Annotated in this window: 10 protein-coding genes; all 10 read right to left on the bottom strand. The window is 65.3% G+C overall.

All coding sequences use genetic code 11. The features are described 5' to 3' along the window. Positions 1-85: 85 nt before the first annotated feature. The 10 genes from LRM40_RS03930 to LRM40_RS03885 all read right to left on the bottom strand — a co-directional run bounded on the left by LRM40_RS03930 (position 86) and on the right by LRM40_RS03885 (position 15,349). Complete coding sequence (locus LRM40_RS03930) at positions 86-1,549, bottom strand: glutamate synthase subunit beta (RefSeq protein WP_151122728.1); 1,464 nt, start codon at positions 1,547-1,549, stop codon at positions 86-88. A gap of 27 nt (positions 1,550-1,576) precedes the next feature. Continuing rightward, positions 1,577-6,331 carry a glutamate synthase-related protein gene (locus LRM40_RS03925; RefSeq protein WP_151122726.1) on the bottom strand — a complete coding sequence of 1,585 codons (4,755 nt, stop codon included), beginning with the start codon at positions 6,329-6,331 and terminating at the stop codon, positions 1,577-1,579. Positions 6,332-6,450: 119 nt separating this feature from the next. Beyond that, a complete protein-coding gene (locus LRM40_RS03920) occupies positions 6,451-7,161 on the bottom strand; it encodes a transposase (RefSeq protein WP_151122725.1) in 711 nt (236 codons plus the stop codon). A 37-nt stretch (positions 7,162-7,198) separates the two neighbouring features. Continuing rightward, a complete protein-coding gene (locus LRM40_RS03915; RefSeq protein ID WP_151122723.1) occupies positions 7,199-8,347 on the bottom strand; it encodes a deoxyguanosinetriphosphate triphosphohydrolase in 1,149 nt (382 codons plus the stop codon). A gap of 7 nt (positions 8,348-8,354) precedes the next feature. Next, positions 8,355-9,458, bottom strand: coding sequence for a 3-dehydroquinate synthase (aroB, locus tag LRM40_RS03910; protein ID WP_151122721.1), 1,104 nt, complete (start codon positions 9,456-9,458; stop codon positions 8,355-8,357). A 9-nt stretch (positions 9,459-9,467) separates the two neighbouring features. After that, on the bottom strand, positions 9,468-10,016 hold the full coding sequence (locus LRM40_RS03905) for a shikimate kinase (protein ID WP_151122838.1): 549 nt from the start codon (positions 10,014-10,016) through the stop codon (positions 9,468-9,470). A gap of 23 nt (positions 10,017-10,039) precedes the next feature. After that, positions 10,040-11,722: an Ig-like domain-containing protein gene (locus tag LRM40_RS03900; RefSeq protein ID WP_151122718.1), complete on the bottom strand. Its 1,683-nt coding sequence runs from the start codon at positions 11,720-11,722 to the stop codon at positions 10,040-10,042. Positions 11,723-11,949: 227 nt separating this feature from the next. Then, complete coding sequence (locus tag LRM40_RS03895; RefSeq protein WP_375138547.1) at positions 11,950-14,115, bottom strand: type IV pilus secretin PilQ; 2,166 nt, start codon at positions 14,113-14,115, stop codon at positions 11,950-11,952. Continuing rightward, positions 14,112-14,642, bottom strand: a complete 531-nt coding sequence (locus tag LRM40_RS03890; RefSeq protein ID WP_151122716.1) for a pilus assembly protein PilP — start codon at positions 14,640-14,642, stop codon at positions 14,112-14,114. Before LRM40_RS03890 ends, LRM40_RS03895 begins: the two co-directional genes overlap by 4 nt. Continuing rightward, the gene (locus LRM40_RS03885; RefSeq protein ID WP_151122713.1) at positions 14,639-15,349 is read right to left on the bottom strand and encodes a type IV pilus inner membrane component PilO; all 711 of its coding nucleotides are present in this window, start codon (positions 15,347-15,349) and stop codon (positions 14,639-14,641) included. The genes LRM40_RS03890 and LRM40_RS03885 overlap by 4 nt, the downstream gene beginning before the upstream one ends. Positions 15,350-15,351 lie beyond the last annotated feature (2 nt).

The raw sequence follows: 15,351 nt of genomic DNA, 5'->3' as shown, positions 1-15,351 counted from the left end.
GCAGCAAAGCCACACCGGGCTCGAAGTCAATGCGTAGGATACCGGATCACGGAGGCCGTCGCCTCCGTCGGGAGATTGAACGCGATCAGCGCGGCAGCACCGAACCGCCCATCAGGAAGGTGTCCACCTCCCGCGCGGCCTGTCGACCCTCGCGGATCGCCCAGACCACCAGAGACTGGCCGCGGCGCATGTCGCCGGCGGCAAACACCTTGTCCACGCTGGTGCGGTAGCCGCCCTCGTCCGTGCTGGCCTTGGCGTTGCCACGGCTGTCCCTGGTCACTCCGAAGGCCTCCAGCACGCTGGCCACCGGACTGACGAAGCCCATCGCCAGCAGCACCAGATCCGCCTTGTATTCCTTCTCGGTGCCGGGGATCTCGCTCATCTTGCCGTCCTTCCATTCGAGATGGACGGTCTTCAGGCCGGTGACCTTGCCCTTGCTGCCGATGAATTCCTTGGTCGCGATGGCGAACTCGCGGGCGCAGCCTTCCTCGTGGCTGGAGCTGGTGCGCAGCTTGATCGGCCAGTAGGGCCAGACCAGGGGCTTGTTCTCCTGCTCGGGCGGCATGGGCATCAGCTCGAACTGGGTCACGCTGGCCGCACCGTGGCGGTTGCTGGTGCCCACGCAGTCGCTGCCGGTGTCACCGCCACCGATCACGATCACATGCTTGCCATCGGCACGCAGCTGACCCTTGACCTTGTCACCCGCGTTGACCTTGTTCTGCTGCGGCAGGAATTCCATCGCGAAGTGAACGCCGTCCAGGTCACGCCCGGGCACCGGCAGGTCGCGGCTCTGCTCGGCGCCGCCGCACAGCAGCACCGCGTCGAAGTCGGCCTTCAGCTGCTCGGCGCTCACCACGTCCTTGGCCCAGTTGGTGACCTTGCTGTCCGCGGGCATCTCGCCCACCAGCGTGCTGGTGCGGAACACCACGCCCTCGGCCTCCATCTGCGCCACCCGGCGGTCGATGTGCGACTTCTCCATCTTGAAGTCGGGGATGCCGTAGCGCAGCAGGCCACCGACGCGGTCGTTCTTCTCGAACACCGTCACCGCGTGGCCGACGCGGGCGAGTTGCTGAGCCGCCGCCAGACCGGCCGGTCCGCTGCCGATGACCGCCACCTTCTTGCCGGTCTTGGCTGCGGGGGGCTGGGGCAACACCCAGCCCTCTTCCCAGGCCCGGTCGATGATGGCGTGCTCGATGGACTTGATGCCCACCGCATCGCTGTTGATGTTCAGCGTGCAGGCGGCCTCGCAAGGCGCCGGGCAGATCCGGCCGGTGAACTCGGGGAAGTTGTTGGTGCTGGACAGCACCGCGAAGGCCTCGGCCCAGCGCCCCTTGAAGACCAGGTCGTTGAAGTCCGGGATGATGTTGTTGACCGGGCAGCCGTTGTTGCAGAAAGGCGTGCCGCAGTCCATGCAGCGCGCGCCCTGCACCTTGGCCTCGTCGGCCTTCAGGCCGATCACGAACTCCTTGTAGTTCTTCAGGCGCTTCTCGACCGGCTGGTAGCCCTCTTCCAGGCGCTCATATTCCAGGAAGCCAGTGACTTTTCCCATGATGTGATTCCTCGCGTTCCCGGCGTGTTACTTGGCGGCGGCCGTCTTCTCGGCCTTCTTGTCACCCTTGGCCTTGGCCAGGACGTCGCCGGCCTCCTTGGCGGCGTTGATCTCGCCCAGGGCGCGCTTGTACTCGTGCGGGAAGACCTTGACGAACTTGGCGCGCGACTCGGCCCAGTGGTCCAGGATGTGGCGGGCCCGCAGCGAGCCCGTCCACTTGTGGTGGTCCTCGACCATCTTCTTGAGCAGGGCCTCGTCGGTCATGCCACGGTGCCAGATGGCCGGATCCACCGACGCTTCCTGCTCGGCCGCCGGCAGCACCTTGTCCAGGGCCACCATCGCGGTGTTGCAGCGCTTGGCGAACAGGCCGTCCTCGTCATAGACGTAGGCCACGCCGCCGGACATGCCGGCCGCGAAGTTGCGACCGGTCTTGCCCAGCACGACCACGGTGCCGCCCGTCATGTACTCGCAGCCGTGGTCGCCCGTGCCCTCGACCACCGCCGAGGCACCCGACAGGCGCACGCCGAAGCGCTCGCCGGCCACGCCACGGAAGAAGGCCTCGCCCGAGGTGGCCCCGATCAGCGCGGTGTTGCCGACGATGATGTTGCTGGTGGAGTCACCACGGAACTCGATGCTGGGGCGCACCACCACGCGGCCACCCGACAGGCCCTTGCCGGTGTAGTCGTTGGCCTCGCCGATCAGGTACAGCGTGATGCCCGGGGCCAGGAAGGCGCCGAAGCTCTGGCCGCCCGTGCCCTCGAGCTGGATGAACAGGGTGTGGTCCGGCAGGCCGTCCGGGCGGTGGCGGATCAGCTCGCCCGAGAGCATGGCGCCCACCGAGCGGTTGACGTTGCGCGCCTCGTCCATGAACTGGACCTTCTCGCCCTTCTCGATGGCCGCGCGGCTCTTCTCGATCAGGCGCACGTCCAGGGCCTTCTCCAGGCCGTGCTCCTGGGAATCGACGTGGTAGCGCGGCACGTCGGCCGGCACCACCGGCTGATGGAACACGCGGCTGAAGTCCAGGCCCTTGGCCTTCCAGTGGGTGATCGCCTTCTTGGTATCCAGCAGGTCGGCGCGGCCGATCAGCTCGTCGAAGGTGCGGATGCCCAGCTGAGCCATGATCTGACGCGCTTCTTCCGCGACGAAGAAGAAGTAGTTCACCACGTGCTCGGGCTTGCCCGAGAACTTCTGGCGCAGAACCGGATCCTGCGTGGCCACGCCCACCGGACAGGTGTTCAGGTGGCACTTGCGCATCATGATGCAGCCTTCGACCACCAGCGGCGCGGTGGCGAAGCCGAACTCGTCGGCGCCCAGCAGCGCGCCGATGACGACGTCGCGGCCGGTCTTCATCTGGCCGTCGGCCTGCACCCGCACGCGGCCGCGCAGGCGGTTGAGCACCAGGGTCTGCTGCGTCTCGGCCAAGCCCAGCTCCCAGGGGGTGCCGGCATGCTTGATCGACGACCACGGCGAGGCACCCGTGCCGCCGTCATGGCCGGCAATCACGATGTGGTCGGCCTTGCACTTGGCCACGCCTGCGGCGATGGTGCCCACCCCCACCTCGGACACCAGCTTGACGCTGATGCCGGACCGGGGGTTCACGTTCTTCAGGTCGTGGATCAGCTGGGCCAGATCCTCGATGGAGTAGATGTCGTGGTGGGGCGGCGGCGAGATCAGGCCCACGCCCGGCACCGAGTGGCGCAGACGGCCGATGTAGTTGGACACCTTGCCGCCCGGCAGCTGGCCACCCTCGCCCGGCTTGGCGCCCTGGGCCATCTTGATCTGGATCTGGTCGGCCGAGACGAGGTACTCGGTGGTGACGCCGAAGCGACCCGAGGCCACCTGCTTGATCTTCGAGCGCAGGCTGTCGCCGTCCTTCATCTCGTAGTCGGCTTCGATCACTTCCTTGCCGACGACGTCCGACACCTTGGTGCCGGCGGTGATGGGAATGCCCTTGAGTTCGTTGCGGTAGCGCGCCGGGTCCTCACCGCCTTCGCCGGTGTTGGACTTGCCGCCGATACGGTTCATCGCCAGGGCCAGGGTGCTGTGGGCCTCTGTGGAGATGGAGCCCAGCGACATGGCGCCGGTGGCAAAGCGCTTGACGATCTCGGCCGCCGGTTCGACCTCGTCGACCGGGATTGCCTTGGCCGGGTCGAACTTGAACTCGAACAGGCCGCGCAGCGTGAGGTGGCGCTTGCTCTGGTCGTTGATGATCTGAGCGTATTCCTTGTAGGTGTCGAACTTGCCCGAGCGGGTGCTGTGCTGCAGCTTGGCGATGGCGTCCGGCGTCCACATGTGCTCTTCGCCACGGGCGCGCCAGGCGTACTCGCCGCCGGTCTCCAGCATGGCGGCCAGCACCGGGTCGGTGCCGAAGGCAGCACGGTGGTTGCGCAGCGCCTCCTCGGCCACCTCGAACACGCCGATGCCCTCCACCTGGGTGGCGGTGCCGCGGAAGTACTTGGTGACCAGGTCCTTGGACAGGCCGATGGCCTCGAACAGCTGGGCGCCGCAGTAGGACATGTAGGTCGACACGCCCATCTTCGACATGATCTTCGAGAGACCCTTGCCGATCGCCTTGATGTAGTTGTAGATCGCCTTCTCGGCCGACAGATCGCCCGGCAATTCGGCGTGCATGGCCATCAGCGATTCCAGCGCCAGATAGGGGTGGACCGCCTCGGCGCCATAGCCGGCCAGCACCGCGAAGTGGTGGACCTCGCGGGCCGAACCGGTCTCCACGACCAGACCGGCCGAGGTGCGCAGGCCTTCACGCACCAGGTGGTGGTGGATGGCCGACAGGGCCAGCAGCGCCGGGATCGCGACGTTGTCCCGGTCCATCGCCTTGTCGGTGATGATCAGGATGTTGTGGCCGCTCTGGATGGCGTCCACCGCCTCGGCGCACAGCGAAGCCAGCTTGGCCTCCACACCCGCCTTGCCCCAGGCCAGCGGGTAGGTGATGTTGACCTCGTAGGTCTTGAACTTGCCGTGCGTCTCGGCCTCGATGCTGCGCAGGCGCGCCATGTCCTGGAAGTCCAGGACCGGTTGGTGCACCTCCAGCCGCATCGGCGGGTTGACCGCGTTGATGTCCAGCAGGTTGGGCTTCGGGCCGATGAAGCTGTTGAGCGACATCACGATGGCCTCGCGGATCGGGTCGATCGGCGGGTTCGTGACCTGGGCGAACAGCTGCTTGAAGTAGTTATAGAGCGGCTTGTTCTTGTCGGAGAGCACGGCCAGCGGGCTGTCGTTGCCCATCGAGCCGATGCCTTCTTCGCCGTTGATGGCCATGGGCGCCATCAGGAACTTGACGTCTTCCTGCGTGTAGCCGAAAGCCTGCTGGCGATCCAGCAGAGACTCCTTGAAGGCCGACGGACCGGCATCGCTGGGCGCGCTCACATCGTCCAGGCGCACGCGAACGTTGTCGATCCACTGGCGGTAGGGGCGGGCGCTGGCGTACTGGTTCTTCAGCTCGGCGTCGTCGACGATGCGGCCCTGCTCCAGGTCGATCAGAAACATCTTGCCCGGTTGCAGACGCCACTTCTTGACGATCTTGTTTTCGGGGATGGGCAGCACGCCGGATTCGGAGGCCATGACCACCAGGTCGTCATCGGTGACCAGGTAGCGGGCCGGGCGCAAGCCGTTGCGGTCCAGCGTGGCGCCGATCTGCTTGCCGTCGGTGAAGACCATGGCGGCCGGGCCGTCCCAGGGTTCCATCATCGAGGCGTGGTACTCGTAGAAGGCGCGACGGCGCTCGTCCATCAGCTCGTGGTTCTCCCAGGCTTCCGGGATCATCATCATCGCCGCGTGGGCCAGCGGGTAGCCGGACATCGTCAGCAGCTCGAGCGCGTTGTCGAAGGTGGCGGTGTCGGACTGGCCCTCGAAGCTGATCGGGTAGAGCTTGGGCAGGTCATCGCCCAGCACCGGCGACTTCATCACGCCTTCACGGGCACGCATCCAGTTGAAGTTGCCCTTGACGGTGTTGATTTCACCGTTGTGGGCCACCATCCGGTACGGGTGGGCCAGCGGCCACTCGGGGAAGGTGTTGGTGGAGAAGCGCTGGTGCACCAGGGCCAGGGCCGAGACGGCGCGCGGGTCCTGCAGGTCCTTGTAGTACTTGCCGACCTGGTCGGCCAGCAGCAGGCCCTTGTAGATGATGGTGCGGCACGACATACTGGGCACGTAGTACTCGCGGGAGTGGGTCAGCTTCAGGCGCTGGATGGCGGCCGAGGCAGTCTTGCGAATGACGTAGAGCTTCCGCTCCAGCGCGTCGGGCACGATGATGTCCGGACCGCGGCCGATGAAGACCTGGCGGATGATCGGCTCGGTCTTGCGCACGGTGGGCGACATGGGCATGTCCTGATCCACCGGCACGTCGCGCCAGCCCAGCAGCACCTGGCCTTCGGCCTTGATGGCGCGCTCGAGCTCCTGCTCGCAGGCCAGGCGGGACGCATGCTCCTTGGGCAGGAAGATCATGCCCACGCCGTATTCGCCAGGCGGCGGCAGTTCCACGCCTTGGGCCGCCATCTCCGCACGGAAGAAGTCGTCCGGAATCTGGATCAGGATGCCGGCGCCGTCGCCCATCAGCTTGTCGGCCCCCACCGCGCCCCGGTGGTCCAGGTTCTCCAGGATCTTCAGGCCCTGCTCGATGATCCGGTGGTCCTTGTTGCCCTTGATGTGCGCCACGAAGCCCACGCCACAGGCGTCCTTCTCGGCCTCAGGCTGGTAGAGGCCTTGGGCGGCCAGTGCTTCGATTTCACTGCGGACAGCAGATCCCGTGGTGGCCTGGGTCATGGCGCACTCCTTGGCAGAAAACGTGGAATTTCGCGAGTTTGCGCGTAAACCCGCAGCCCGACAAGCAGAATTAAATGGTGTCAGACTCGAATTAAATTCCTAACTCTCCAGCGTTCAAATTAATTAGTGCCAGAGTCAATTCTCAGCTTGGCCACCGAACCCGGCGGGCGCCCCCGGGGGCGGGGGGCCAGCGAGCGATGCAACTCGCGTTCCAGTGCCCGACGGGCGGATTCGTCCCCGAGCAGCAGGCCGCTGCGCATGGCCTGTTCGATGGCTTGACGGGTGGCGGCCGGCAGCCCCTGCTCGAGACGCGCCCGGTAGGCCGCCTCCCGTTCGAAGGGGGTGTTGCCCAGCGCCCAGACCGCACGGTGAGGCGTGACCAGCGGATCGTGACGCGACCCGAGGTGGTGCGCGGCGCTCGACCAGGGCGATTCACCCGCTTCCGAGCCGGCGCCGGAGGCCACCATCTCGATGTAGCACTGACAGTCCAGCACGGCCCCCTCGTCGACCAGATGGGATGCAAAGCGCCCGGCCCAGAGGGTGCCGCTGCGCCCGTGCCGCCGGTTGAAGACGGCCACATAGCGGCGGCCGAGGGCCTGCATCATCCGGCTGATGGCGTCAGCGGTCTGCGGCGTGAGCAGCAGATGCACCCGGTCATCTCCCAGCGCATAGGCGTGTACCGCCACGCGGGATTCGCGTGCCACCTCGCCCAGATGGTGCAGGTAGCTGCGGCGGTCGTCGTCGTCCAGGAAGATCGGGCCCTGGTTGTGGCCGCGCTGGATGACGTGGTGCGGATGTCCGGGCAGGAAGAGACGTTGGGGGCGCGCCATGGCGCCAGTCTAGCCAAGCCCGTGGGGATTGCTGGGTTCAGTCGGCCGGGGCGAACAGGTCACGCGCATAGAGCCGCCGGTGCTCGCGGCAGGCGAAGCGGTCCGTCATGCCGGCGATGTAGTCGGCCACCGAGCGCACCGGGTCGCCTTCCCGATGCTCGGGCGGCAACTCCATCGGCGCAGCCCGGTAGGCCGCGAACAACTCGCGAACAATCGTCCGGCCGATCTCGGTGGTGGCCATCACCTGCGGGTGGCGATAGAGGTGCCGGAACAGATAGCGCTTGAGCTCGACACTGGCACGCTTCATCTCGTCCCCGAAGGAGACCAGAGGGGGCGCCTGACGGGCCTCGTCCGCGCTCGACACCCCGGCGTGCGCCAGGGCCGCACGGGTGGTGTCGATGACGTCGTACACCTGCTGCGACAGCATGCGGCGGATGACCTCCGCCAGAAAGCGGCGCGGCTCCCCGACGCGCAAGGTGGCGTGGTCGGCGTCGACCTCGGCGGCAAAGCGCGCGAACAAGGGCACCTCCTGCAACTGCTCGAGTTGCAGCAGACCGGATCGCACGCCGTCATCGAGATCGTGGGCGTTGTAGGCAATCTCGTCGGCCAGGTTGGTCAACTGCGCCTCCAGACTGGGCTGGCGGCCCAGCAGGAAGCGCTGACCCACCCCGCCGGGCTCCTCCGCTTCCAGGCGCTCGGCCAATGCCAGGGGACAGCGCTTCAGGATGCCCTCGCGTGTCTCGAAGCACAGGTTCAGGCCGTCCCAGTCGGGATAGCGGTGCTCCAGCCGATCCACGACCCGCAGGCTCTGCAGGTTGTGCTCGAAGCCACCGTGCCCCTGCAGGCACTCGTCGAGCGCATCCTGGCCTGCGTGTCCAAACGGTGTGTGGCCCAGGTCGTGTGCCAGGGCCACGGCCTCCACCAGATCCTCGTTCAGGCCCAGGCTGCGCGCGATGGAACGCCCCAACTGGGCCACTTCCAGGGAGTGCGTCAGACGGGTGCGGAACAGGTCCCCCTCGTGGTTGAGGAAGACCTGCGTCTTGTAGACCAGCCGCCGGAAGGCGCTGCTGTGGACGATGCGGTCGCGATCACGCTGGAACTCGCTGCGGGTCGGCGCAGGCGGCTCCACCACCCGACGGCCGCGGGAGCGCGCCGGGTCACTGGCATAGGGCGCGAGTGCCGTCACCTGGGCCTCAGGCCGTGCAGGCCGCGAGCGTCTCACGCACCAGGGCCTCGGGCGCCGGCCGTACTACGGCCTTGCCGATCCCGTCGATCAGCACGAAGCGGATGTCCCCTGCCTCGGCCTTTTTGTCCACCCGCATGTGGTGCAGGTATTCATCGGCGGACAAGGCCGGACCAGCCACCGGCAGACCTGCACGGCCCACCAGGCCGCGCAGTCGCGTGACGACATCGCCAGGCACCAGCCCCAGGCGGGCCGACAGGTCGGCGGCCATCACCAGCCCTGCGCCGACAGCCTCCCCATGCAGCCAGGTGCCAAAACCCAGCCCGGCCTCGATGGCGTGCCCGAAGGTGTGGCCGAAATTCAGGATGGCGCGCAAGCCGCCCTCGCGCTCATCGGCGGACACGACAGCCGCCTTGATCTCGCAGGAACGCCGGACCGCATGGATCACGGCCTCGGCTTTCAGCGCCACGAGGTCCTCGATGTGCGCCTCGATCCAGTCCAGGAACGCCGCATCGGCGATCGGCCCGTACTTGATGACCTCGGCGAGTCCGGCGGAGACCTCGCGCGCGGGCAGCGTCCGCAGGGTGGCGATGTCGCAGAACACCCGCAGGGGCTGGTAGAAGGCCCCGATCATGTTCTTGCCCAGCGGATGGTTGATGGCCGTCTTGCCACCGACCGAGGAATCCACCTGCGACAGCAAGGTCGTCGGCACCTGGATGAAGGGCACTCCCCGCATGTAGCAGGCCGCCGCGAACCCAGTCATGTCGCCGATCACCCCGCCACCGAGCGCGACCAGCACCGTCTTGCGATCGCAATGCTCCGCCAACAGGTGATCGAAGATCAGGTTCAGGGAGGCCCAATCCTTGTGGCTCTCGCCATCCGGCAACACCACGCACTCCACCCGCGGATAGCGCTGACGCAGGTGGGCGCACAGCCGTTCGGCATACAGCGGCGCCACCACGGTGTTGGTGACGACCACGGCGCTGGTGGCCGAGGGCAATCCCCGCCAGGCCGCCTCAGAGGTCATCAGCCCCTCACCGATCAACACCTCGTAACTGCGATCCCCCAGCGCGATCGGCACGCGCGCTGACACGCCTTCAATGACTTCCACCATGCAGGCAGTTTAAGCGGAGTCGGTGGCGTCGCCCGGATGGAGATTCTGGTCAGAAGCCGCTGCGGCCGGTGCTCCCAACTCCAGCTGCATGGCCAGCAGATGGGCAATGGCAGACACGGAACTGCGCCCGGTATCCACCACATGGTCGGCCACCGCACGGTAAAGCGGATCGCGTTGCGCGAACAGTTGACGGAGGCGAACCGCGGGGTCCACGTCCTGCAGAAGCGGACGCTGGGTGTCGTGCCGCAGGCGACGCACGAGGTCATCCACGCTGGCGCGCAAGTACACGACCGTGTTGCCGGGCCCCCTCAAGGCCTGCCGATTGCTCTCGCGGAGGATGGCACCGCCGCCTGTGGCCAGGACAACCCCGGGCAGAGCGGCCAACTTGGCGATCATGGCCTCTTCGAGGGCCCTGAAGCTGTCCTCACCGTACTGCTCGAAGTGGGACCGGATGCTGTGCCCGAGTTCCCGCTCGATCTCAGCATCCGAATCCAGCAGCTGCCAGCCCAAGAGCCGGGCCAGCTGACGCCCGACAGTGGACTTGCCACTGCCAGGCATGCCGACCAAGACTACAGCCCCAGTCACTGTATCGGGTAGACGATGTTAAAGCGCTGGTACGACACATTGCCGCCGGTGCTGGTGAACTGCAGGTTCACAAAACCGGTGGCCTGCCTGCTGCCAGTCGCGCTGCACGCGGGACTCAGCGATGCCGAAGTAGCGTCCAGTTCAAGACTCAACGGAGTCGGCGTGAACGAACGCGAATCCAACACTGGTGATCCTGCCTTGACGTTAGCGCTCAAGTTAGAGGTGGCAGAGTTCAGCGTAACCGTTGTCCCGGCATTCACGGAACGTCCGGTTGCACTGTCCTGCACCAACATCTCAAAGGTCTGCTTGCAGCTGCTCATGACCAGCTGGCCATTCCAAGACGTGCCCGTAGATGTGGTCAGCAGGGGCGTACCACCATTCACGCCCGCCATATTGATGTGCAGCGAGCCGGCCAACTGCGTGCTGCTACCCACCTTCGCCGTGGCGGTAACCGTAGCCAACCCGTTTCCACGTGGATTCTGGACTCGGAAGGCCACATCACAAGTGCCATTCACGGTCAGGCAACCGCCAAGAGTGGACGACGCAATCGCTCCGAAATCGGTGGTGAAGGACACTGCCACGCCGTCTGGCACAGGGTTGCCGTTGGCGTCGGCCACATATGCACTCACAGTGGTGGAATCTCCTGTCAGAGTGCCATCCAAGTTGTACTTGGCAGCCACGATCTCAAACGCCTGTTGGACAGCCACGTCGTTACTAATCACCAGCGTATCGGACTGACCCGTCACCGCAGAATTCGCCTCTGCGGTAGCGGTGACCACCACACTGGTGGCCACGCTGCCAGACTGCACGGTTGTCGTCACCAAACCGGAGGAGTCGCTCACCGCCGAGGGAATGTTGAGCGACACGACGTTTGCAGGATTGGCTGCAAAGACCACCTTGGCGCCTTCGATGGGCGCGTTGCTCGCATCTACCACCTTGAACGTCAAGGTTGCGGATTCCGTGCGGCCATTGCCACCGGCGCCCTTCACGACAATGGCTGTCCCGGCAGGCGTCACGCTGACGAAGTTGATCGCTGCGGGCACGGCCGGAGTGGTACTCACCGAGCCAGCCTTGATCTGGAAGGAGGTGCTCCCCGACCATGAGCTGTTTCCAACCTTGGTGTCGGCATTGATAGTCATCGCCCCCGTGGTCGATGTGCTCACGGCAGCAACATCCACCTTGGCAACACCGTTGGCGTCAGTCAATGCCGTGGCCGAAGACGGCGAGAACGTCACAAGACTCGCATCGGCCTGACCAAAGGTCACCACCACCCCACTGACGGGCGCCCCCCCCGAAGAGGTGACGGTCGCAACCGCTTGAACAGTCTCTGTGCTGGTGATGCTGGTCGTCGGAGTTCCGGAACGCTGAAGGGAAACAGCCACGTTGTACGACGTCGCGGTGGCCGAAGTTCCTTGCACTTGGAACGATACGCTACCAGTGTAGGTGACACTTGCCATCGCCACGGACGCGGTAATCGTGGTCGCGCCAGCCGAAGTGCTGCTGGCGGCTGCAACATTGACAGTCGCCACACCCTTTTCATTCGTGAGCGCAGTGGCCGAGGATGGATCAAAAGTCACCAATGAGGCGGCTTGACCGAAGCTGACCACGACATTGGGCACGGGAGCCCCCGATGCAGATTTCACCGTCGCAACGGCCTGCACTGTTTCGTTGCTGGTCATGGAGGTGATAGCGGTTGCAGACCGCTGCAACTCAACAGCTACCACATAGTCGGCCGTAGAACCGGACCCAGAACCACTCCCGCCTCCGCCAAATGGCGGTGTGCCAGCTTCGGAGCTGCTTCCACCGCCGCAACCGCCCATCAGGGTCAACGTCGCCATCAACAGCCACGCAGAAAATTTTCGAAACATTCTTCCCTCCCAATATTGCCTAACCCAACGCCCACCGTTCAACGGGTGGCGGACCGGTCGGTCACGATCTTGGGCGTGATGAACACCAGCAGCTCGGTGCGGGTGGTGTAGCGCGTGCGGTCCTTGAACAGATAACCCAGCACCGGGATGTCTCCCAGCAGGGGCACCTTGTTCACGTCGTCCCGGTCCTGCTGCGTGAAGATACCCCCGATGACCACGGTGCCGCCGTTTTCCACCAGCACCTGCGTCTTCACATGCTTGGTGTTGATGGCCGGACCGGCCGTGGTGTCGGTGCCGCGGCTGTCGTTGTTGACTTCCAGCGCCAGGATCACATTGCCTTCAGGCGTGATCTGGGGCGTGACCTCCAGCCGCAGGCTGGCCTTCTTGAAGCTCACCGAAGTGGCACCGCTGGAGGTGGCCTGCTGGTAGGGAATCTCCACGCCTTGCTCCACCTCGGCCTTGGTCTGGTCCGTGGTGATCACCCGCGGACTGGACACCACCTTGCCGCGGCCTTCGGACTCCAGCGCGGAGAGTTCCAGGTTCAGGAAGCGGTTGGCCGAGGCGCTGAAGAGCGACAGGGCAAACGAAGCCGCCGAAGAAGTGGTGAACGCACTGGTGTTGGCCGGCAGGCTGACGAACTGGGTGTTGCTGTACGCGGTGTTCGTGGTCTGCTGTCCGGTCTGGTAGCCGATCTGGTTGTAGTTGCCGCCGACGGTCACGTAGTTGCTGCCGCCCACGGAATAGCCAGGAATGCCGCCAGTCACACCACGCAGATCGCTGGCGCCCAGCTTCACGCCCAACGCACGTCCGAACGTATCGTCGGCCTCCACCACGCGGGCCTCGATCAGCACCTGCCGCACCGGGATGTCGATCTTGGTGATCATCATGGCCACCTCTTCGAGCTTGGACGGGATGTCCGAAACGAAGAGCTGGTTGGTGCGGGCTTCGTAAAGCACCGAGCCACGCTCGGTCAGGATGCGGGTGGCCTTGCCACTGCTGCCGGATCCCGAGGAGGAGGTGTCACCGATCAGCGCCTTGGCCACTTCCTCGGCCTTGGTGTAGTTCAGCTGGAAGGACTGGGTGCGCACAGGCTCCAGATCCGCAATCTTCTTCTTGGCTTCCAGATCGGCTTGCTCCTTGGTCGCCAACTCTTCCTTCGGTGCGATCCACAGCACATTGCCCGACTTGCGCATCCCCAGCCCCTTGGCCTGCAGGATGATGTCCAGGGCCTGGTCCCAGGGCACATCCTTCAGGCGCAGGGTGACGTTGCCGGTCACGGTGTCGCTGGTCACGACGTTGAAGTTGGTGAAATCGGCGATCACCTGCAGCAAGGCGCGCACTTCGATGTTCTGGAAGTTCAGCGACAGCTTCTCGCCCTGGTACCCGGGGCCCTGGACGGCCTTGTTCGGATCCATGCGCACCGGCCGGACCTCCAGCACGAACTGGTTGTCGGTCTGGTAGGCACTGTGCTCCCAGGCACCGGTGGGATGGACCACCATCCGCACCCTGTCACCGCTCTGGGTGGTCGTGATGCTCTGCACCGGCGAGCCGAAGTCGGACACGTCCAGCTTGCGGCGCAGATTTTCCGGCAGGGTCGACTTCAGGAAGTCGACCACCAAGTTCTGGCCTTGCTGGCGCAGGTCCACGCCAACCTGTGTGCTGGCCAGCCCCACGATCACACGCCCCGAACCATCGGCACCCCGTCGGAAGTCGATGTCGCGGATGGCCAACTGGTCCGCATTCTGGCTGTTCGCGAAATGAACCGGCTGAGAGCTGCTGGAGGCCGACGAGGGCGTCACTGCATCCAGGGCGATGGTCAGGATGTTGCCCTGGACATGCGTCTGATAGGTGGCCGTCTGCTTGAGGTTCAACACGAGGCGGGTGCGCTCACCCGTGCTGGCCACACTGACCGATCGCACATTGCCTTGGTTGATTTCCACGTTGCCCACCCCCAGGCCGTTGCCGACCTGAGGCAGATCCACCGCCACGCGCGGCGGCGCCTGGATGACGAAGCCCGAAGGCTGCGCCGCCAGGGGCTGGCTGAGTTCAACCCGGACCACCTCGCCATTGGCCTGCTGGCTGGCAGTGACGGAACGGATCATGTTCTGACTTTGCGCCCAAGCCGGGGCAATCGTGCCCGCGCAGAGCAACACGGCAGCGGCCATCCAACCACGCATCTTGCGAAACTCCAACCTGTTGTTCATTTCCCCGACTCCTGAAGCTGGAGGGTGCTGGTGCGTTCGATCCATTCACCGGAAGCATCCTGCGCGATCTCGCGCAGATCGATCTCGGTTTCGGTGATTCGAGTGATCTTGCCGAAGTTTTGGCCAAGGTAGTCCCCCACCTTGACGTAATGAAGCAGCCCGTCCACACGCAGCAGCGCGTGAGGAGCCCCCTGCTTCACCACCGTACCCACCATGGTCATGGCGTCCAGCGGATAGGCTTCCAGCGGTTCCTTGCGGCGATTCATCTCCGCGCCCAGCAGTGCGTTCGAGCTTGCACTGTTCAGGCGAGTCCCGGCCACCAACTTCGCCGAGCTGAACGGGTCCTGTCCACCTGCGCCCGCATAGGGTTCGGGCTCGAATTTGCGGGGCGGGGCGATCGGCGTGACGTTGGGCTTGGCCGCCTGCGCCTGCTGGTCCATCCAGGCCCGAAGGTCATCGTTTTCACCGCTGCAGGCGACCAGCATCAGCATGGTGCAGCACAGCGGAATGAGCGAACGCGGGTTCATTTCTTGCCCTTCTTCGCGCCGGTCTTCTTCGCCTCGGCAGCACGCCGGACCTCCGCCACCTCGGCGGGATCGAGGTATCGGTAGGTGCGGGCCGTGGCCTCCATCACCAGATTGCCCGAGCCGCCGTCCTTGTCCTTGCCCGGCGGGGCGATGGTGAGGTCGTGCAAAGTCACGATGCGGGAGAGGTTGGCGATGTCACCAGCAAACGCGCCGATGTCGTGATAGCGGCCAGACACCTTGATGGCGATCGGCAGCTCCGCGTAGTAGTCCTTCACGGCCACCTGACCGGGCCTGAACAGGTCGATCTGCAGACCTCGACCAATGCCCGCCTGGTTGATGTCAGACAGCAGGGCATCCATTTCCGCCTTGCCCGGCAGCTGCTTTTCCAACTGGGTGACGTACTCCTGCACCTGCTCCTTCTGCTTGCGCAGCTCGCCCAGGTTGACGGCCTGGGCCAGCTTCTGGCTGTATTCGGCCTTCAGCTTGGGCTCCTTGTCCCGCTCGGCCTGCAGCCGGTCCGCTTCGTCACTGAGCAATGCCACCCATCCCAGCAGGACGACCAGCACGGCGGCCAGCACCCAGACCACCACCTTGGGCAGGACGGGCCACTGCCCCGGTTCCTTGGGATCCAGACCCTGGAACTGCGCCGTCGCCGTCTTGAAGACTGCCGCTAGGTCGATGTCGATCTTTTTGCCTTTTGTCGCCATCA

The sequence above is a fragment of the Ideonella dechloratans genome (genome assembly GCF_021049305.1).
GTDB lineage: Bacteria > Pseudomonadota > Gammaproteobacteria > Burkholderiales > Burkholderiaceae_C > Ideonella > Ideonella dechloratans.
Note: the sequence above shows the minus strand (reverse complement) of the source record. Positions and strands in the feature narration are given on the sequence as shown.

Coding starts and splice junctions, on each gene's coding strand:
- LRM40_RS03930 (WP_151122728.1), bottom strand. CDS start 1,549: ATGGGAAAAGTCACTGGCTTCCTGGAATATGAGCGCCTGGAAGAGGGC.
- LRM40_RS03925 (WP_151122726.1), bottom strand. CDS start 6,331: ATGACCCAGGCCACCACGGGATCTGCTGTCCGCAGTGAAATCGAAGCA.
- LRM40_RS03920 (WP_151122725.1), bottom strand. CDS start 7,161: ATGGCGCGCCCCCAACGTCTCTTCCTGCCCGGACATCCGCACCACGTC.
- aroB (WP_151122721.1), bottom strand. CDS start 9,458: ATGGTGGAAGTCATTGAAGGCGTGTCAGCGCGCGTGCCGATCGCGCTG.
- LRM40_RS03905 (WP_151122838.1), bottom strand. CDS start 10,016: ATGCCTGGCAGTGGCAAGTCCACTGTCGGGCGTCAGCTGGCCCGGCTC.
- LRM40_RS03900 (WP_151122718.1), bottom strand. CDS start 11,722: ATGACCAGCAACGAAACAGTGCAGGCCGTTGCGACGGTGAAATCTGCA.
- LRM40_RS03895 (WP_375138547.1), bottom strand. CDS start 14,115: ATGAACAACAGGTTGGAGTTTCGCAAGATGCGTGGTTGGATGGCCGCT.
- LRM40_RS03890 (WP_151122716.1), bottom strand. CDS start 14,642: ATGAACCCGCGTTCGCTCATTCCGCTGTGCTGCACCATGCTGATGCTG.
- LRM40_RS03885 (WP_151122713.1), bottom strand. CDS start 15,349: ATGGCGACAAAAGGCAAAAAGATCGACATCGACCTAGCGGCAGTCTTC.